This window comes from Methylobacterium sp. 285MFTsu5.1, from assembly GCF_000383455.1.
Classification (GTDB): domain Bacteria; phylum Pseudomonadota; class Alphaproteobacteria; order Rhizobiales; family Beijerinckiaceae; genus Methylobacterium.
In genome coordinates, this window is sequence record NZ_KB911280.1 from 102,461 (window position 1) to 119,804 (window position 17,344).

Below are 17,344 nucleotides of genomic sequence, written 5' to 3' on the forward strand. Positions count from 1 at the left end.
CGATGGACCAGCCCCGCGGCCGCGCCTTCTACCTGCTGGCGGCGGTCTTCGCTCTCTACGTCCTGTTCCTCTACGGGCCGACGCTGACGATCCTGGCGCTGAGCTTCCAGGGCCCGTCCGGCGGCCTGACCTTCCCGATGAACGGCGTCTCGACCCACTGGTTCGCCAAGCTGTGGGAAGGCGTCGGCGTGATCGACATCTGGGCGGCGCTGCGGCGCTCGCTGGCCCTCGGTCTCGTGGTCATGGCGCTCACCGTGGGAATCGCATTCTACGCGGGCCTCGCCTTCCGGAAGGGGTTTCGCGGGGCCGGCCTCGTCTTCGCCCTGGCGGTCTCGAGCCTGATCGTGCCTTCGATCGTGGTCTCGCTGGGCATCGGCCTGGAATTCCGGCTCCTCGACGACGCCGTGAAGGCGTTCGCCGCCGCCACCGGCTGGGGTTTCCTGCAGGATCACGGCACGCTGATGGGCCTCTACAGCTCGGCGCTGGGCGCGCATCTCACCTGGACCCTGCCCTTCGGCCTGCTGATCATGTTCGCGGTGTTCAACCGGTTCGACCCGGCCTACGAGGAGGCCGCCCGCGACCTGGGCGCCAGCGGCCCGCAGACGCTCCGCCACGTGGTGGTGCCGATCCTCGCGCCCGCGCTCGTCGGCGTCGCGCTGTTCGGCTTCACCCTGTCGTTCGACGAGCTTGCCCGCACCAGCCAGGCGATCGGCGGCCGCAACACCCTGCCGCTGGAGCTGCAGGGCCTGACCACGACGGTGACGACGCCGGAGATCTACGCCCTCGGCACGGTCACCACGGCCGTCTCGGCGCTGGTGATCGGGACCGCGCTCGGCCTGACCCTGTGGCTGCAGAAGCGCCGGGCGCGGCGGGCGCTGGCGGGCCTGTGATCGATGCCGGACGGCCGGGCCGCCGCGGGTCGGCGGCGCCGCCGCATTGCCAATCCGCCCCCGCCCGTGTATGCGCACGGCGCGCCCCCGAGACACCCTTGGAGGCAGGGGCGCGCCGGGAAGGATGTGGCCGTCCGCCAGGGGCGGCCTTTTCGTTTTCCGGCTCCAGCAATCGTAAAGGATCACGCCATGAGCGCTGTGAAGACGCTTGAGGCCGTGGCACGCGACCGGGTCGGCAAGGGGGCCGCCCGGGCCGTTCGTCGCCAGGGCCAAGTTCCCGCCGTCATCTACGGGGGTGGCCAGCCGCCGCAATCCATCGCGGTCGACCTCATCCGCACCCGCACCCTGATCTACGCCGGCGGCTTCAAGACCACGCTGTTCGAGATCAACGCCGGCGGCAAGAAGGTCCGCGCGATCCCGCGCGACTTCCAGCTGGACCCGGTGACCGGCGTGCCGCTGCACGTCGACTTCCTGCGCGTCGTCTCGGGCCAGACCGTCACGGTCGAGGTGCCGGTGCACTTCGTCAACGAGGACGCGGCCCCCGGCATCAAGAAGCTCGGCGGCACCCTCAACATCGTGGCCCACACGCTGAGCCTCGACGTCGCCCCCGACCAGATCCCGGACGCGATCGAGGTCGACCTGACCGGCCGCGCGATCGGCGACGTCATCCACGTCTCCGACATCAAGATCCCGGCCGGCACCTACACCGGCGAGCAGACCGACCCGGTGGCCAACATCGTGCCGCCGACCGTGCTGGGTGCCGAGGTGGAGGCCGAGGAGGCCGCCATCGCCGAGGCGCAGTCGGCCGAGGCCGCCGAGGAGAAGGCCGAGGAGTCCGCCGAGGACGAGAAGAAGGACGGCGAGGAGGCCTGAGCCTCAGCGCCACCCGTCACGCGACGCGAGAGCCCCGGCCCTGCCGGGGCTCTCTGCGTTTCGGCTTGATGTCAGGGATAGAGCCGCGCCCGGCTCCAGCCCGCGCCCGTCCGGGTGAAGCGGACCCGGTCGTGCAGGCGGAAATCGCCGTTCTGCCAGAACTCGACGCTCACCGGCGCGATCCGGAATCCGGTCCAGTGCTCCGGCCGGGGGATCGGCCCGTCGCCGTACCGCTCGGACAGCTCCGCCACCGCGTTCATCAGCGTGGCGCGGTCGGCCAGCGGGCGGGATTGCTGGCTGGCGATCGCCCCGAGCCGGCTCTCGCGGCGGCGGCTCTGGAAATACGCGTCGGCCTCCGCGGCCGTGACCGGCGTGATCGGCCCGCGGGCCCGCACCTGCCGGCGCAGGCTCTTCCAGTGCAGCACCAGGGCCGCCTGGGGGTTCTGCGCCAGCTCCTCCCCCTTGGTGGACTGCGTGTTGGTGTAGAAGACGAAGCCTCGGGCGTCGAAGTCCTTCAGCAGGACCATTCGCACGTCCGGCAGCCCGTCCGATCCGGCGGTGGCGAGCGCCATCGCGTTCGCGTCCTCGGGCTCGGAGGCCTCGGCCTCCTTCATCCAGGCCGCGAACAGCCCGACGGGGTCCTCGCTCAGCGTGAAGTCCGCGCTCTTCGGGTCATCGGTCCTTAACTGATCCACGCCAAGACTCCTGCCAGCCGCGTCCAGGGCCTGAGGGGGCACCGACATCGGCATGTTCGGTCGAGCGAATAGCCCGTCGTGAGTCAGGTGTAATGCGGGGATGCGCGTGTAAAGGGCCAAGCCGGCGGTCGCGCATCTGCGCGTCCGTGTCGGTGGTGTCGATGGCGATGGCGATGGCCCTGTGCGGCTGCAGCCAGCCCCTGCTGGTCTTCCGGGGCGATCCGCCGGCGGCGCCGCCGCGCGTCGTCGAGGAGCCGACCGTCACCGGCAGCATCGAGAAGCGGCCTGTGAGCTTCGGGGACGACCTCGCCGAGGAGGATTGGCGCCGGGCGCGGGCCGCCCTGAGCGTCGCCCTGGATCCGCAGGGCAACGGGCGGCCGGTCAAGTGGGACAACCCGGAGACCGGGCTCCACGGGTCGGTCAATCCGACCGGGCTCCCGTACGTCTCGGACGAGCTGATCTGCCGCAACTTCCTGGCATCGGTGATCGCGCCGACCCGCAGCCGCTTCGTCCGCGGCACCGGCTGCAAGCTCTCGGGCGGACCGTGGACGCTCAAGCGCGTCCGGGCCGCGAGCGGCCTCGGACGCTCCTGAACGACGAGGCCGTCGCGCGACGGCCTCCGCGGATCGCCTCAGTAAGGGTAGCCGTAGTACGGCCGCACGCGCAGGCGCGGCTGCGCGGCCGGCGGCGCCGCGTAGCGGGCCGCGGCCTCCGGATCGTAGGTCCGGATGTAGGGGTCGAGGGCCGGGTCGCGATAATTGCCGTTGTTGACCCCGGCCGAGCGGTCGTTGCCGCTCAGCGCCGCGTAGGGGGAGAGGCCGCTCCCGCTGTCGCCGCCGCCACCGCCGCCACCGCCCCAGGCGAAGGCCGTTCCCGGAATGGCGGCGAGGAGCATCGCCGCGAGGGGCATCGTCAGCGTCTTGCGCGTCATGTCCTGTCTCCGCACCACGTCCTTGACTGGCGAACGGTCCAGCTGGAGGTGGAGTTCCCCTCGGCGAACCGCCACCGCCTCGCGACATTGTATCACGACCCGCCAACACGCGTTTATTTGAAGGACGGCGTTTCGATTTTTCCGGTTCATCGTCCAGAAATCGTCCCGCACGTTAAGCTTGAACCTGTAGACAGCCACGCGGCCGTGCTTGATCGTGGCGCGGCGTAACAGCATTCGAGCCTGGCTCGACCGTATCGAGGGTCGAGGCCGGGCGCATCTTGGGTCTGGCCGCCGTGAGCGTCGATACGAAATCCGGCACGCGGGGCGCGGGGCCGACCGGCTGATGGAGCGGGTGATCGGAGGCACGGACCGGCCGTCGGCGACCGGTAGCCGGGCTCCCGCCCGGACGGAGCCGTCGCCCTCCGGGACGCGCGCCCGCACCCGGACCATCGTCGTGCGGCTCGACCGCCGGTCCCTGCGCGGCTGGCACATCCGGCTCCTCGACCAGCTCGGGCAGCGGCCCGACCATCGGATCCGCGTCGCCTGGGTCGAGCACGCGGAGGGCCTGCCGCCGAACGCGGAGCTCCTGTTCCGCCTGGAGGCCGCCATCCACGGCCTGCCGCGGCCGGGCCTGGCGACCGCGGCGGAGCCGGTGGCCCTCGCCCCCTACGAGGCGAGCCCCGACGGCGCGGAGCCCGGCGGGAGCGCCGCCGACCTCGTCCTCGACCTCTCGGACAGCCCCGCGGATCCGGGCCCGGCGCCGGCCTGGCGGCTCGATTACGACGGGATGCCGGGCGAGGCCGGCCTCCTCGCCGCCCTGTTCGCCCACGGGGCGCCGGTGGCGGCCCTGCGCGGTCCGGACGGTGCGCCGGTGGCGATCGGCCGCCTCGGCACGGAATCGCACACGGTGATGCTCACGGCCTTCGAGGGTTACCTCGCGCGGACCATCACGCTGATCCTCGCCGCCCTCGACGGCGCCGCCTCGACGGCGCTCCCCGACGGAGCCGGGGCGCCCCTCCAGCCCGCGACCGCCTACGACCTCGGCGGCCTGGGCGCCCGCCGCCGGGCCGCCGGGGGGCTCGCCCGGCAGATCGCCCGCCGGCTCTACGCCCTCTGCTTCCACGGCCCGCACTGGCGGGTGGGCTGGCGGCGGATCGTCGGCCCCGACCTGATCGACCTGCGCCGGCATCCCGAGGGTGGCTGGCAGGTCCTTCCCGACGACGGGCGCCGCTTCTACGCCGACCCCTTCGCGATCGCTCGGGACGGCGCCGTGACCCTGTTCGTGGAGGAGTTCGACTACCGCCGCGGCAAGGGCGTGATCGCCGCGGTGGATTTCGGGGCGAACGGCCCCCGCGGCCGCCCGGAGCCGGTGCTCGAGCTCGAGACCCACCTCTCCTATCCGTTCGTGTTCGAGGCGGACGGGCAGGTCTGGATGATCCCGGAATCCCACGCCTCCGGGACGATCGACCTCTACCGGGCCACCGACTTCCCGCGCGGTTGGGTCCACGAGGCGGTGCTCCTCGACGGGGTCGTGGCCGGGGACGCGACCCTGCTGCAGCACGGGGGCCACTGGTGGATGTTCGCCACGGTCCGGGCCGGCGGCGGCAGCTACTCCGACACGCTCCATCTCTGGCACGCGCCGCATTTCCGCGGGCCCTGGACGCCGCACCGGCACAACCCGGTGCTGATCGATATCGGCTCCGCCCGGGCCGCGGGCCCGATCGTGGCGCGCGACGGCGGCCTGATCCGGCCCGTCCAGGATTGCCGCCAGGGTTACGGCGCGGCGCTCGGCCTCGCCCGGATCCTCCGCCTCGACGAGGAGGCCTACGCGCAGCAGGTCGAGACGCGCCTGTGCCCGGGCGCGGCCTGGCCGGGTACGCGCCTGCACATGCTGAGCGCCGCCGGTGGCTTCGAGTTCATCGACGGATCGCACCGGGCGCGCCCCCGCCTCTTGGGCTGAGCGCGTCTCTGGGCTGAGCGCGTCTCTGGGCTGAGCGCGCCTCTCGGGCCGAGCCGGGGCCGAACCGCCCCGCGCGGGCCCGTCGGTGCCGAACGGCACCCGCTTACGGCTCGCATCCCGGCCCCGTGCGCGCTAAGCGGGGGCTCCACCTGCGCCGATCCAGCAGAACCGCCGGGACGATCACCATGGCGAGCCCCGTCGAACATGCGAGCTTCCTGCCGCCGGTCCTGACCTTCCTCACGGCGGCCGTGATCGGCGTGCCGATCTTCCGGCTGATCGGGCAGAGCGCCGTGCTCGGCTACCTCGTGGCCGGCGTGCTGATCGGGCCCTCCGGCCTGTCGCTGATCGCCGAGCCCGACACGGCCGCGAGCGTCGCCGAGATCGGCGTGGTGCTCCTGCTCTTCATCGTCGGGCTGGAGCTTCACCTGTCGCAGCTCGTCTCGATGCGCCGCGACATCTTCGGCCTCGGCGCCGCGCAACTCGTCGTCTGCGCGCTCGTGCTCGGCGGCGCCGGCCTCGTGGCGGGCCTCAGCTTCGGCGCCGCCGCGGTGATCGGCCTCGCGCTCGCCCTCTCGGCCACCGCGGTGGCCCTGCAGCTCCTGGAGGAGCGGGGCGATCTCGGCAGCGCCTACGGCGCGCGCGCCTTCGCGGTCCTGCTGTTCCAGGACCTGTCGGTGGTCGGCATCCTGGCGCTGATGCCGCTGCTGGCCTCGGCCGGCGAGGCGACCGACGTCTCCTGGCTCGGGGAGGCCGCGGTCTCCACCGGCAAGGCGCTCGCGGCGATCCTCGCGGTGGTGCTGGTCGGCCGCTACGGCCTGAACCCGTTCTTCCGGCTGCTCGCGGCGAGCGGCGCCCGGGAGGTGATGACCGCCGCGGCGCTCCTGGTGGTGCTCGGCACCGCGCTGCTCATGGAGCAGGTCGGCCTGTCGATGGCGATGGGCGCGTTCCTCGCCGGCATCCTGCTCGCCGAGTCGAACTTCCGCCACCAGCTGGAGGCCGACATCGAGCCGTTCCGCGGCATGCTGCTCGGCCTGTTCTTCATGAGCGTCGGCATGTCGATCGACGGTACCCTCGTGCGCGAGGTCTGGCCGGCCCTGTTCGGCGCGACCCTGGCGGCGATCCTGGTCAAGGTCGCCATCGTGGCCGGCCTGTTCCGGCTGTTCGGCTCGGATACCCTCGGGGCCCTGCGGGGGGCCGCGGTCCTGGCGCCCGCGGGCGAGTTCGCCTTCGTGCTGCTGCCGCAGGCCCAGGATCTCGGCCTCACCGGCGTCACGGCGACGCGCTTCGCGGTGGCGCTCGCCGCGCTGACCATGCTGATCGGCCCCATCGCCGCCAAGGGTCTCGACAAGCTGATCGAGCGGCGCAACGCGCGCAGCACCTTCGCGCTGGAGGAGCCCTCCACCGAGCTGTCCGAGAGCGGCGACGCGCGGGTGCTGGTGATCGGCTTCGGCCGGTTCGGGCAGGTGCTGACGCACGTGCTGATGGCCGAGGGCATCCCGGTCACGGTGATCGACAAGGACGTGGAGCAGTTGCGCGCGGCCTCGCGCTTCGGCTTCCGCATCTACTACGGCGACGGCACGCGCCTCGACGTGCTCCGCGCCGCCGGGATCGGCCGGGTCGAGCTGGTCTGCATCTGCGTCGACGACCGGGAGGGCGCCCTCAAGATCGTCGACATCGTCCACGAGGAATTCTCGAGCGTGCGGACCTTCGTGCGGGCCTACGACCGCCTGCACGCGGTGGAGCTGATGAACCGGGACGTCGACTACCAGATCCGCGAGACCGCCGAATCCGCCCTCGCCTTCGGGCGGGCGGCTCTGGAGGGGCTCGGCCTGTCGCCGGAGGCCGCCACGGCCCGGACCGACGACGTGCGCAAGCGGGACATCGCGCGGCTGGTCCTGCAGCAGGCGGGCGCCCTGCCGGACGGGTCCAGCTGGATGCGCGGCGCCGCGGCCGGGCTGAAGCCCGAGCCGCTGACCGCCCCGGTCCGGCCGGCCCGGGCGCTCAGCACCGAGACCCGCGACCTCGTGGGCAGCGACCGGCGCGAGGCCGCCGAGCGGCTCCTGGAGAAGCCCGCCCTGGCCCCGCAGGAGACGGAAGCCGCCGAGGATCCCGATCCGGAGGCCGAGCTCGAGGCGGAAGGCAGCGCCCGGGATGCGTGACGGGCGGGATGTCTGACATGTCCGACGGGCCGCCCCCGGCGGAGGCGGGCCGCTTCGTCACCGGCTCGATCCTCCGCCACGTCGTGGTGATGGCGGCCACCGGCTCGGTGGGCCTGATGGCGATCTTCGTCGTCGATCTCCTGTCGCTGCTCTACGTCTCGACGCTGGGCGACCCGAACCTCACGGCGGCGGTCGGCTTCGCCGGCATCGTCCAGTTCTTCGCCACGGCGGTGAATATCGGCCTGATGATCGCCGCCGGCGCCCTGGTCGGGAAGGCCGTCGGCGCGCGCGACCGCGCGGCGGCGCGGCGCCTCGCGACCTCGGCGCTGGTCCTCGGCAGCCTCGTGGCCGCCCTCATCGCGGGGCTGATCGCGCTGCTGGCCGGCCCGCTCCTGGCCCTGATCGGCGCGCAGGGCGAGGCGCTGCGGGTGGCCGTCCTGTTCCTCTACATCACCCTGCCGTCGAACCTTCTGCTCGCCGCCGGCATGCTGTTCACCGGGCTGCTGCGCGCGGTCGGCGAGGCGCGGCAGGCGATGTCGGTCACCCTGGCCGGCGCCGTGATCACCGCGCTCCTCGATCCGCTGCTGATCTTCGGGGCCGGCCTCGGCGTCACGGGCGCGGCGATCACGGTCTGCGCGGCGCGCGCGACCTTCGTGGCGGTGGGCGTCCGCGGCGTCGCCCGGCACGGCCTCCTGGGCCGGCCGCGCCTGTCCGATCTGCCGGCCGACGCGGCAGCCCTGGCAGGTGTCGCGGGCCCGGCCGTGCTGACGAACCTCGCCCCCTCGGTGGCGAGCGCCTTCCTGGCGCGTCTGTTCGCCGGCTACGGAGCGGACGCGGTCGCGGCCGCGTCGGTGATCGACCGGCTGACGCCGGTGGCCTTCGGCGGCCTGTTCGCGCTGTCGGGGGCGATCGGCCCGATCCTGGCGCAGAACTGGGGCGCGGGCCTGTTCGAACGGATGCGCGGCGTGCTCGGCGCGGCGATCCGGGTGACTCTGGCCTACTGCGCCGCGGTCTGGCTCCTCCTGGCGCTGGCTCGGGGATGGCTCGCCGGCCTGTTCGGCCTGCAGGGGGTCGCGGCCGAGCTGTTCGGCTTCTTCTGCCTCGTCGGCGGCGCGATCTGGTTCTTCAACGGGCTCCTGTTCCTCGGCAACGCCGCCTTCAACAATCTCGGCTTCCCGCTGCGCTCGACGCTGCTGAACTGGGGCCGGGCGACGCTCGGGACGATCCCGCCGGCCATGCTCGGGGCGTCGCTCTACGGCCCCCGCGGCGTGGTGGCCGGGATGGGGGTCGGCTCCCTGGTCTTCGGCGCGCTCGGCATCCTGCTCGCCCGCCGCACGGTCGACCGGCTGGAGGGGGTCGGCCCGCGCCGGCCGGAGCCGGACGTCGCCGCCGAGGCGCCCCACCGGGCGGCGCCGCTGCCGCCGGGGCACGCTCATCCCGAGCCGCTGAGCTGAGACGGCGGCGCGGAGGCACAAGTTCCGCGGGTGGGAACTGGTATTTCCCCGCGCAAAGGGTCACGATGCCCTGTCCCGGGCGGTCCCGGCCGGGACAGGATCGAGGCGTCATGTTCAACCCGCTCGAGATGTTCCAGGCCCAGGGCGAGGCCGGGCTTCAGGCCATGGGCCAGCCGTTCGGCCTGACGACCGAGCAGACGGCCCGCGCCTTCGAGGCGCTGATGCCGGCCCTGACGCTCGGCCTCCAGCGCAGCGTCGGCCTGGACCCGACCGGCTTCGCGCGGATGTTCGGTCTGGAGGCCGCCAAGCCGGCGCCGGCGCAGGGGTTCGAGGCCCTCGGCCAGATGTTCGGCTCGGCGCAGCTGATGCAGGCGGTGCTGCGGCAGGCCTCGGCGACGAGCGGCGTCGGCGCGCAGGTCCTGCGCCAGATGCTGCCGATGATGGCGGGCGCCGTGGTGGCGAGCATCGTCCACGTCATGCTGAACCAGCCGCAGGCCGAGCCGGCGCGACCGAGCGCGCCGCCGCCGCCCGTGCCGTTCCCGTTCGGCCCGGCCTGGGCCGAGATGGCCAGGGCGATGATGCCGGCGGTCGAGCCGCCGGCTCCGCCGCCGAAGCCTACCGCCAAGCCCACCGTCAGGCCCGCCGCCAATCCGCAGGCGAGCGCGGGCGAGGCCGGCTCCGACATGTTCCAGCAGATGCTGCGCACCGGGGCTGAGGTTCAGGGCAACAACATCCGGGCGATGCGGGAGCTGTTCGAGACCTTCTGGCCCACCTCCGGCACGCCGTCCGCGAGCGCCGTGCCTCCGGCGCCGTCGACCAACCCGGCCCGACCGGATCCGGCGCCGGCCGACCCCGCCGCCGGCAAGGGCCGGCGCGGCCGCCAGCCCGGCGGGACCGGTTGACGCAGGGACAGGGTCCGGTCGAGCGTTGACCCGACCGATCGGAGCGGCACCCTGCCGGCGAGGAGACCCGTCGATGAGCGATTACCTGACCGCCTGGGACGACCGCGCCGAGAGCCTCGGCGGGAACGGCGTCGCCAAGCGCACGATCCCGGGCTCGGGCGCCAGCCTCGTGCGCGTGGTCGTCCCGGCCGGCGTCTCGGCGCCGGCGCACAGCCACGATCACGAGCAGTTCGTGCAGGTGCTCTCGGGCTCGGGGATCCTGGAGACCGAGCGGGGCCGCGAGCCGTTCTCGGCCGGCAGCGTGTTCCACTTCCCGGCCGGGGCGTGGCACGCGGCCGCGTTCGAGGCCGAGACGGTCCTGATCGAGACGAACCTCGCCCCGCGGGCCTGACGGCGCGACACGCCGTCCGGCCTCAGCCGCCCGTCGAGGCGTCGAACTGCGCCTCCAGACTGACGATGCGCGCCACCGTGTCGCGCGCGTAGCGGATCGCGCCCTCGGCGGTGAGCAGCTGCCCCTCTTGCGGATCGAAGACGATACCGTCCGACTGGGCCGCGCAGGCCGCGACAGCCATCCACGCCCCGACGCAAGCCGGGAGCGTGGCGAAGTAGAAGGCATAGACGCACGTCCACGGCCCGCCGAAGTCGATGTCGGTATAGGTGTCCGTCAGATCCGACAGCGGAATGATCTGGCACTCGAAGCCGGCCTCGCGGCGCCGCCAGGTCGCGGGCAGATGCCCTTGCGTGGCCGGCGGTATGCGCGCGGCGTCGAGTTTCAGATCGAACCCGTTTTCGTGGATGGCCGCCTGCCATTCCGCCACGCCAGGCATCGCGCCCGCGCAGAGCGCGTAGGCTTCCATGCTCATGGCAACCTCTCTCCGAGTAGGATCGCGGATATTGACAGTCCCTTGACCGAGTTTCCTCGTCTCAAGTGAACCTCTATGACGGGAAAACTGTCATCCACGCCGACATCTCTGCGCAGTTCGCGCGCGCGAGCCGGCGTCTACTGCGCCTTGCCGGTCTTGATATCCCAGATCGCTCGAACCGGGGCAGCGTTGGTCCTGCCGTCGCGCGATGAAGGCTAGGCCGAGCCGAAGCTCAGTGATGGAATAATCTAGGGCATCCGGCAGATCACAGTACCGCATCGCGTCTCTGATCCTCGAAACGTTCATGATTTATTCCATGACTTTTTTCCTTTTATCGAGCAGTTGGTGGCAGAGAAGGAAAATATGCCGGCAGCACTCCCGAGGTCGCCGCGGCAGGCTGCGACAAATTATTCTTGGCGCGCGAGCAAAATGCCTGTGCTTGGCCTGAGCCCTCGGCGCGTGTAGGAATCCCACCTTCAACGCCCGCCCGTGCACGCCGACGAAAGGCCGGGCATCGCCCCTACCAGAACAGAGGCAGACCATGAGCGCCGGTACCGCCGCCGACAAGCACTTCTCCAACAGCTTCTTCGCCGCCCCGCTGACGGAAGCCGACCCCGAGATCGCCGAGGCGGTGGCCAAGGAGCTCGGCCGCCAGCAGCACGAGATCGAGCTGATCGCCTCGGAGAACATCGTCTCCCGCGCCGTGCTGGAGGCTCAGGGCTCGGTGCTCACCAACAAGTACGCCGAGGGCTATCCGGGCCGGCGCTACTACGGCGGCTGCCAGTTCGTGGACATCGCCGAGGATCTCGCCATCGAGCGCGCCAAGCGCCTGTTCGATTGCGGCTTCGCCAACGTGCAGCCGAATTCCGGCTCGCAGGCCAATCAGGGCGTGTTCCTGGCGCTGATGCAGCCCGGCGACACCTTCCTGGGCCTCGACCTCGCCGCCGGTGGCCACCTGACGCACGGCGCCCCGCCGAACGTCTCGGGCAAGTGGTTCAAGCCGGTCTCCTACACGGTGCGCCGCGAGGACCAGCGGATCGACATGGAGCAGGTCGCCCAGCTCGCCCAGGAGCACAAGCCGAAGGTGATCATCGCCGGCGGCTCGGGCTACCCGCGCCACTGGGACTTCGCCAAGTTCCGCGAGATCGCCGACTCGGTCGGCGCCTACTTCATGGTCGACATGGCCCACTTCGCGGGCCTCGTGGCGGCCGGCGTCCACCCGTCGCCGTTCCCGCACGCCCACGTCGCCACCACGACGACCCACAAGACCCTCCGCGGCCCGCGCGGCGGCATGATCCTGACGAACGACGAGGCGCTCGCCAAGAAGTTCAACTCGGCGATCTTCCCCGGTCTCCAGGGCGGCCCGCTGATGCACGTCATCGCCGGCAAGGCGGTGGCCTTCGGCGAGGCGCTGAAGCCCGAGTTCAAGATCTACGCCCGCCAGGTGGTGGAGAACGCCCGGGCGCTCGCCGACACGCTGATCTCGGGCGGCTACGACATCACCTCGGGCGGCACCGACAACCACCTGATGCTGGTCGACCTCCAGCGGAAGGGCCTCACCGGCAAGGCCGCCGAGGCGGCCCTGTCGCGGGCCCACATCACCTGCAACAAGAACGGCGTTCCCTTCGACACGCAGAAGCCGACCATCACCTCGGGAATCCGGCTCGGCACCCCGGCCGGCACCTCGCGCGGCTTCGGCGTCGCCGAGTTCAAGCAGATCGGCGGCTTCATCGTCGAGGTGCTGGACGGGCTCGCCGCCAAGGGGGAGGCCGGCGACAGCGCGGTCGAGGCCGACGTCAAGACCCGCGTCCACGCGCTGACGGACCGGTTCCCGATCTACGGCTGAGGCAAGAGGGCCGCTTGAGCCGGGGCCGGTCTTCCGGGCCGGCCCGCGGTGGATTAGGAAACGGCCGCGGATCCGACCGGTCCGCGGCCGTTTCCATGCCCGAGTAGCGAGATCCATGCGCTGTCCCTACTGCGGCGGCTCCGAGACCCAGGTGAAGGACTCGCGGCCCTCCGAGGACGGCGCCGCGATCCGGCGCCGCCGGGTCTGCCCGGACTGCGCCGGCCGCTTCACCACCTTCGAGCGCGTGCAGCTCCGCGAGGTCGTGGTGCTCAAGCGCTCGGGCAAGCGCGTGCCGTTCGACCGCGACAAGCTCCAGCGCTCCATCGACGTGGCGCTGCGCAAGCGCGCCGTCGATCCGGAGCGGATCGAGCGGCTGGTCAGCGGCATCACCCGGCAGCTCGAGAGCGCCGGCGAGCCCGAGGTGACCTCCGAGGCGATCGGCGAGCTGGTAATGGCGGGGCTGAAGGGCCTCGACGACGTCGCCTACGTGCGCTTCGCCTCCGTCTACAAGAACTTCCGCGAGGCCCGGGACTTCGAGGAGCTGCTCGGCACGCTGAGCGACGGCACGCCGGTACCGGCGGCCGCGCCGGGTCCGGAGGGCGACCCGGAGCCCGAGGAGTCGGGGCGGCGCCGCGCCGGGCGTCCATGAGCGGCGACCCGAACTTCATGCGCCTCGCCCTGGCGCTGGGCCGACGCGGGCTCGGCACCACCTGGCCGAACCCGTCGGTCGGCGCCGTCGTGGTCGAGCCCGAAACCGGCCGCATCCTCGGGACGGCGGCCACGGCGCCGGGCGGGCGCCCGCACGGGGAGCCCGTGGCGCTCGCCGCCGCCGGCGAGGCCGCCCGCGGCGCGACCCTCTACGTCACCCTGGAGCCCTGCTCCCATCACGGCCGCACGCCGCCCTGCACCGACGCCATCCTGGCCGCCGGGATAGCCCGGGTGGTCAGCGCCCTGGAGGATCCCGACCCGCGGGTGGCCGGGCGCGGCCACGATCTCCTGCGGCGGGGCGGCGTCGCGGTCGAGACCGGGCTGATGCGGGAGGAGGCGGCGCGCGACCATGTCGGCCACGTCACCCGGGTGACCCGCGGCCGCCCGGCCCTGCACCTCAAGCTCGCCCGCACCCGCGACGGCTTCTGCGCTTCCGCCGGGCCGGAGCGCCTGCGGATCACCGGGCCGGTGGCGGACGGGGCGGTCCACCTGTGGCGGGCCCACGCCGACGCGATCCTGATCGGCATCGGCACCGCCCGGGCCGACGACCCGTCGCTGACCGTGCGGCTGCCGGGCCTCGGCACGCGCTCGCCCCTGCGGGTCGTGCTCGACACGCATCTGCGGCTCTCCCCGGCGAGCGTCCTCGCCCGCACCGCCCGCGACACACCGACTTTGGTGCTCACGACCCGCTCGGCCCCGGCCCACGCGCGGCGGGCCCTGGAGGCCCTCGGCGTCGAGGTCGCCACCGTAGCGGCGGACGCGGCCGGCGGGATCGACCTTCCGGCGGCCCTGGCGCGTCTCGGCGAGCGCGGCCTGACCCGCCTGTGCAGCGAGGGCGGCCCCCGCCTTGCGGAGGCGCTGGCCCGGGCCGATCTGATCGATGCCTGCACGCTGGTCACCGGGCCGGCGGAGCTGGGCGCAGCGGGCGGCCTGCCGGCCCTGGGCCCGGCCCTGGCGGAAGCCCTGGCGGGCGAGCGGTTCCGGGAGGCCGAGCGGCTGCAGCTCGGGCCCGACACGGCCGTGACCTACGAACGCAACAGGACGTAAGCGATGTTCACGGGCTTGGTCAGCGCCATCGGCACGGTCGTCTCGGTCTCGGGCGACGGTGACCTGCGCCGGATCGCGATCCGCGCCGCCTACGATCCGGCGACGATCGCGCTCGGCGCCTCGATCGCCTGCGCCGGACCGTGCCTCACCGCCGTGTCGGTGGAGCCCGCCGCGGGCGGTTGCGTCTTCGCGGTCGACGCCGCCGCCGAGACGCTGGCGCGCACCACCGTTGGCACCTGGGCGGCGGGCACGCGGATCAACCTCGAACGCTCCCTGAAGATCGGCGACGAGCTCGGCGGCCATCTCGTCACCGGCCACGTCGACGGCCTCGCCGAGATCGTGGAGCGCGTGAGCGTGACGGCCGATGCCTGGGGCGCCAGCGAGCGCTTCACCCTGCGGGCCCCGGCCGCCGTGAAGAAGTTCATCGCCGAGAAGGGCTCGGTCTGCCTCGACGGCACCTCGCTCACCGTGAATGCGGTCGCGGACGACCTGTTCTCGGTGCTGCTGATCCCGCACACGCTCCAGGTCACCACCTGGGGCGAGCGGCGGCAGGGGGACCGGCTCAACCTGGAGGTCGACCTGATCGCCCGCTACGCCGCCCGGCTCGCCGAGGCGCGTGTCGGCTGAGCAAGCCTCCCGTCCTTGCGAGCGCGGCGAAGCAACCCAGCGACACGCCCCGTCTGGCAATCGCGCGCTGCCCTGGGTTGCTTCGCTGCGCTCGCGAAGACGGCGCGTCAGCGCGGCGGGATCGAGTAGGTGCCGGTGGCGTGGCAGACGAGGTCGGGGTTGCCCGCGGCGGTGATCGACACCTCGCCGACGGCGAGGCGCCGGCCGAGCTTGAGCAGCCGGCATTCGGCCACGAGATCCCCGGTGGCGGGCTTGCGCAGGAAGTTGAAGGTGAGGCTCGTCGTCACCGCGAGCGCCACCGGACCGATATTGGCCAGGATCGCCGCGTAGAGGGCGTAGTCGGCGAGCGCCATCATGGCCGGCCCCGACACGGTCGCGCCGGGACGCAGGAAGCGCTCGTGGGCTTCGAGCCGCATCCGCGCCGAGAGCGGTCCCACGGCCTCGAGGTGGTAGGCGCGCCCGCCCGCCTGCATCTGCGGGAATTCGCGGTCGAGGAAGTCGCCGGTCTCGGCGAGGGTGAGGATCGTGGCGGTCATCGCTCCATGCAGCACGGCGGTACTGCCGAGGCAATCACGAGGCTTTCGGAACTGCCGTCCTCATCGGAAGGTCCCGGTCGATCGGCCGGTGCCGTCTTGGCGAGCGGCGCGAAGCGATCCAGTCGGCGCTACATTCACCGATGTCGCGCGACCCTGGGTCACTTCGCTGCGCTCGTGATGACAGAGGGCTGCCGCCATCGAGGATTTCGGCCGGACGCCACATCAGGACGGGGAATCGGGCGGGAGGTGCCCTCCCGCCGTCCCGCTCAGAAGAAGACCGGCCGCGCGCTGGCGGTGATCTCGCCGAGCACCGCACCGGTGGCCGGCTCGACCTCCTTGAGCACCACGTCGTAGCCCCAGAGGTCGGCGAGGTGCTGCAGCACGCGCTTGGCGTCGTCCTTCTGCAGGGTGATCTTGTTGATCGCCTTGTGGTGCAGGATCAGGCGCCGGTCGCCCTCCAGATCCACGTCCACCACCTCGATGTCGGGGTCGAGCCACGCCACGTCGTACTGCCGCGCGAAGGAGCGGCGCAGCTTGCGGTAGCCGCGCTCGTCGTGGATCGCCTCCACCCGCAGCTCCGGCTCCTCCGGATCGTCGACCACGTGGAACAGGCGCAGATCGCGCATCAGCTTGGGCGACAGGAACTGCTGGATGAAGCTCTCGTCCCGGTAATTCTCCCAGCAATCGCGCAGGACCGCCATGGCGTCGCCGACCCCCGCGATGTCGGGGAACCACGCCCGGTCCTCCTCGGTCGGCTGCTCGGCGATGCGGGCGATGTCCTGCATCATCGCGAAACCGATCGCGTAGGGATTGTGGCCGCCGTAGGAGCGGTCGTCGTAGTTCGGCTGCCGGATGACGTTGGTGTGCGACTGCAGGAACTCGAGATAGGCCGCCTCGGTGATCTGCCCGGATTCCGACAGGGCGTTCATGATCCGGTAGTGGCAGTAGGTGGCGCAGCCCTCGTTCATCACCTTGGTCTGGCGCTGCGGATAGAAGTACTGGGCCACCAGGCGGACGATGCGCAGGATCTCGCGCTGCCAGGGGCGCAGGCGGGGCGCGGCCTTCTCCAGGAAATACAGGATGTTCTCCTGCGGCAGTTCGAGCAGCGCCTTGCGCCGCTCGGCGGCCGCGTCCGGACGCGCCGTGCCGATCTTTTGCGGCAGGGTGCGCCAGAGATCGTTGTAGATCTGCTCGCCGTGCTCGATCCGCTCGCGCTCGCGCCGCTGCTCGGAGGCGAGGTCCGGCCGCTTCTTGCGCGGGTAGCGGTGGACGCCCTGGCTCATCAGCGCGTGGGCGGCGTCGAGCACCTGCTCCACCGCCTGGTGGCCGTAGCGCTCCTCGCAGCGGGCGATGAAGCCCTTGGCGAAGTCGAGGTAGTCGAGGATGCCCTCGGCGTCGGTCCACTGCCGGAACAGGTAATTGTTCTTGAAGAAGTGGTTGTGGCCGAAGGCGGCGTGCGCGATGACCAGAGTCTGCATCGTCGCCGTGTTCTCCTCCATGACGTAGGAGATGCACGGGTCCGAGTTGATGACGATCTCGTAGGCGAGCCCCATCAGGCCGCGGCGGTAGCCGGCCTCGTGCTGGGCGAAGTGCTTGCCGAACGACCAGTGCTTGTAGAACAGCGGCATGCCGATCGACGCGTAGGCGTCGAGCATCTGCTCGGCCGTGATGATCTCGATCTGGTTCGGGTACCACGACAGTCCGAGCTGCGGCCCGGCCACCGCCTCGCAGGCGTCGTGGATCCGCCGGATCGTGTCGAAATCCCAGTCGTTGCCGGTGAACAGCGGCTTCTGGTTGCCCGCGATGATCTGGGGCGTGCGTGCCTTGACGAGCGTCATGCGGCCTCCCGATCG

General features: G+C 72.1%; 17 protein-coding genes. 12 read left to right on the forward strand and 5 right to left on the reverse strand.

Going from position 1 to position 17,344, the window contains the following annotated elements; translation table 11 throughout:
- The first annotated feature begins 2 nt into the window (after positions 1 to 2).
- Both H288_RS0117380 and H288_RS0117385 read left to right on the forward strand, forming a co-directional pair.
- Positions 3 to 890: an ABC transporter permease gene (locus H288_RS0117380; protein ID WP_020093855.1), complete on the forward strand. Its 888-nt coding sequence runs from the start codon at positions 3 to 5 to the stop codon at positions 888 to 890.
- A 189-nt stretch (positions 891 to 1,079) separates the two neighbouring features.
- A complete protein-coding gene (locus tag H288_RS0117385; protein WP_020093856.1) occupies positions 1,080 to 1,763 on the forward strand; it encodes a 50S ribosomal protein L25/general stress protein Ctc in 684 nt (227 codons plus the stop codon).
- Positions 1,764 to 1,834: 71 nt separating this feature from the next.
- Here the strand turns inward: H288_RS0117385 and pdxH are convergent, their stop codons facing one another.
- Positions 1,835 to 2,458: a pyridoxamine 5'-phosphate oxidase gene (gene pdxH, locus H288_RS0117390; RefSeq protein WP_020093857.1), complete on the reverse strand. Its 624-nt coding sequence runs from the start codon at positions 2,456 to 2,458 to the stop codon at positions 1,835 to 1,837.
- 92 nt (positions 2,459 to 2,550) lie between these two features.
- On the opposite strand from pdxH, the gene H288_RS0117395 reads away from it, so the two are divergent.
- Positions 2,551 to 3,051, forward strand: coding sequence for an RT0821/Lpp0805 family surface protein (locus H288_RS0117395; protein WP_026605034.1), 501 nt, complete (start codon positions 2,551 to 2,553; stop codon positions 3,049 to 3,051).
- Between the two features lie 38 nt (positions 3,052 to 3,089).
- On the opposite strand, the gene H288_RS0117400 is transcribed toward H288_RS0117395, so the two are convergent.
- Positions 3,090 to 3,389, reverse strand: coding sequence for a hypothetical protein (locus tag H288_RS0117400; RefSeq protein ID WP_020093859.1), 300 nt, complete (start codon positions 3,387 to 3,389; stop codon positions 3,090 to 3,092).
- 343 nt (positions 3,390 to 3,732) lie between these two features.
- Between H288_RS0117400 and H288_RS0117405 the strand changes: the two genes are divergently transcribed.
- The 5 genes from H288_RS0117405 (at position 3,733) to H288_RS0117425 (ending at position 10,255) form a co-directional block, all read left to right on the forward strand.
- Positions 3,733 to 5,349: a hypothetical protein gene (locus H288_RS0117405; RefSeq protein ID WP_020093860.1), complete on the forward strand. Its 1,617-nt coding sequence runs from the start codon at positions 3,733 to 3,735 to the stop codon at positions 5,347 to 5,349.
- 185 nt (positions 5,350 to 5,534) lie between these two features.
- Positions 5,535 to 7,508: a monovalent cation:proton antiporter-2 (CPA2) family protein gene (locus H288_RS0117410; RefSeq protein ID WP_020093861.1), complete on the forward strand. Its 1,974-nt coding sequence runs from the start codon at positions 5,535 to 5,537 to the stop codon at positions 7,506 to 7,508.
- Positions 7,509 to 7,525: 17 nt separating this feature from the next.
- Complete coding sequence (locus tag H288_RS32450) at positions 7,526 to 8,962, forward strand: MATE family efflux transporter (protein ID WP_020093862.1); 1,437 nt, start codon at positions 7,526 to 7,528, stop codon at positions 8,960 to 8,962.
- Positions 8,963 to 9,072: 110 nt separating this feature from the next.
- Positions 9,073 to 9,864: a DUF937 domain-containing protein gene (locus H288_RS0117420; protein ID WP_020093863.1), complete on the forward strand. Its 792-nt coding sequence runs from the start codon at positions 9,073 to 9,075 to the stop codon at positions 9,862 to 9,864.
- Between the two features lie 73 nt (positions 9,865 to 9,937).
- Positions 9,938 to 10,255 (forward strand): cupin domain-containing protein, encoded by a 318-nt coding sequence (locus tag H288_RS0117425; RefSeq protein WP_020093864.1) that lies wholly within the window; start codon positions 9,938 to 9,940, stop codon positions 10,253 to 10,255.
- Between the two features lie 22 nt (positions 10,256 to 10,277).
- On the opposite strand, the gene H288_RS0117430 is transcribed toward H288_RS0117425, so the two are convergent.
- Positions 10,278 to 10,727, reverse strand: coding sequence for a hypothetical protein (locus H288_RS0117430; protein ID WP_020093865.1), 450 nt, complete (start codon positions 10,725 to 10,727; stop codon positions 10,278 to 10,280).
- A 541-nt stretch (positions 10,728 to 11,268) separates the two neighbouring features.
- On the opposite strand from H288_RS0117430, the gene glyA reads away from it, so the two are divergent.
- The 4 genes from glyA (at position 11,269) to H288_RS0117450 (ending at position 14,955) form a co-directional block, all read left to right on the forward strand.
- On the forward strand, positions 11,269 to 12,573 hold the full coding sequence (gene glyA / locus H288_RS0117435) for a serine hydroxymethyltransferase (RefSeq protein ID WP_012320887.1): 1,305 nt from the start codon (positions 11,269 to 11,271) through the stop codon (positions 12,571 to 12,573).
- Positions 12,574 to 12,688: 115 nt separating this feature from the next.
- Positions 12,689 to 13,222, forward strand: a complete 534-nt coding sequence (nrdR, locus tag H288_RS0117440) for a transcriptional regulator NrdR (protein WP_020093866.1) — start codon at positions 12,689 to 12,691, stop codon at positions 13,220 to 13,222.
- Positions 13,219 to 14,328 (forward strand): bifunctional diaminohydroxyphosphoribosylaminopyrimidine deaminase/5-amino-6-(5-phosphoribosylamino)uracil reductase RibD, encoded by a 1,110-nt coding sequence (gene ribD / locus H288_RS0117445; protein WP_020093867.1) that lies wholly within the window; start codon positions 13,219 to 13,221, stop codon positions 14,326 to 14,328. Before nrdR ends, ribD begins: the two co-directional genes overlap by 4 nt.
- A 3-nt stretch (positions 14,329 to 14,331) precedes the next feature.
- Positions 14,332 to 14,955 (forward strand): riboflavin synthase, encoded by a 624-nt coding sequence (locus tag H288_RS0117450; RefSeq protein ID WP_020093868.1) that lies wholly within the window; start codon positions 14,332 to 14,334, stop codon positions 14,953 to 14,955.
- Positions 14,956 to 15,062: 107 nt separating this feature from the next.
- Here the strand turns inward: H288_RS0117450 and H288_RS0117455 are convergent, their stop codons facing one another.
- Positions 15,063 to 15,491, reverse strand: coding sequence for a PaaI family thioesterase (locus H288_RS0117455; protein ID WP_020093869.1), 429 nt, complete (start codon positions 15,489 to 15,491; stop codon positions 15,063 to 15,065).
- A 266-nt stretch (positions 15,492 to 15,757) separates the two neighbouring features.
- Complete coding sequence (locus H288_RS0117460) at positions 15,758 to 17,329, reverse strand: SpoVR family protein (protein ID WP_020093870.1); 1,572 nt, start codon at positions 17,327 to 17,329, stop codon at positions 15,758 to 15,760.
- Positions 17,330 to 17,344 lie beyond the last annotated feature (15 nt).

Coding starts and splice junctions, on each gene's coding strand:
- H288_RS32450 (WP_020093862.1), top strand. CDS start 7,526: ATGTCCGACGGGCCGCCCCCGGCGGAGGCGGGCCGCTTCGTCACCGGC.
- ribD (WP_020093867.1), top strand. CDS start 13,219: ATGAGCGGCGACCCGAACTTCATGCGCCTCGCCCTGGCGCTGGGCCGA.
- H288_RS0117385 (WP_020093856.1), top strand. CDS start 1,080: ATGAGCGCTGTGAAGACGCTTGAGGCCGTGGCACGCGACCGGGTCGGC.
- H288_RS0117420 (WP_020093863.1), top strand. CDS start 9,073: ATGTTCAACCCGCTCGAGATGTTCCAGGCCCAGGGCGAGGCCGGGCTT.
- H288_RS0117395 (WP_026605034.1), top strand. CDS start 2,551: ATGCGGGGATGCGCGTGTAAAGGGCCAAGCCGGCGGTCGCGCATCTGC.
- H288_RS0117410 (WP_020093861.1), top strand. CDS start 5,535: ATGGCGAGCCCCGTCGAACATGCGAGCTTCCTGCCGCCGGTCCTGACC.
- H288_RS0117425 (WP_020093864.1), top strand. CDS start 9,938: ATGAGCGATTACCTGACCGCCTGGGACGACCGCGCCGAGAGCCTCGGC.
- glyA (WP_012320887.1), top strand. CDS start 11,269: ATGAGCGCCGGTACCGCCGCCGACAAGCACTTCTCCAACAGCTTCTTC.
- H288_RS0117400 (WP_020093859.1), bottom strand. CDS start 3,389: ATGACGCGCAAGACGCTGACGATGCCCCTCGCGGCGATGCTCCTCGCC.
- H288_RS0117430 (WP_020093865.1), bottom strand. CDS start 10,727: ATGAGCATGGAAGCCTACGCGCTCTGCGCGGGCGCGATGCCTGGCGTG.
- H288_RS0117450 (WP_020093868.1), top strand. CDS start 14,332: ATGTTCACGGGCTTGGTCAGCGCCATCGGCACGGTCGTCTCGGTCTCG.
- nrdR (WP_020093866.1), top strand. CDS start 12,689: ATGCGCTGTCCCTACTGCGGCGGCTCCGAGACCCAGGTGAAGGACTCG.
- H288_RS0117455 (WP_020093869.1), bottom strand. CDS start 15,491: ATGACCGCCACGATCCTCACCCTCGCCGAGACCGGCGACTTCCTCGAC.
- H288_RS0117405 (WP_020093860.1), top strand. CDS start 3,733: ATGGAGCGGGTGATCGGAGGCACGGACCGGCCGTCGGCGACCGGTAGC.
- H288_RS0117460 (WP_020093870.1), bottom strand. CDS start 17,329: ATGACGCTCGTCAAGGCACGCACGCCCCAGATCATCGCGGGCAACCAG.
- H288_RS0117380 (WP_020093855.1), top strand. CDS start 3: ATGGACCAGCCCCGCGGCCGCGCCTTCTACCTGCTGGCGGCGGTCTTC.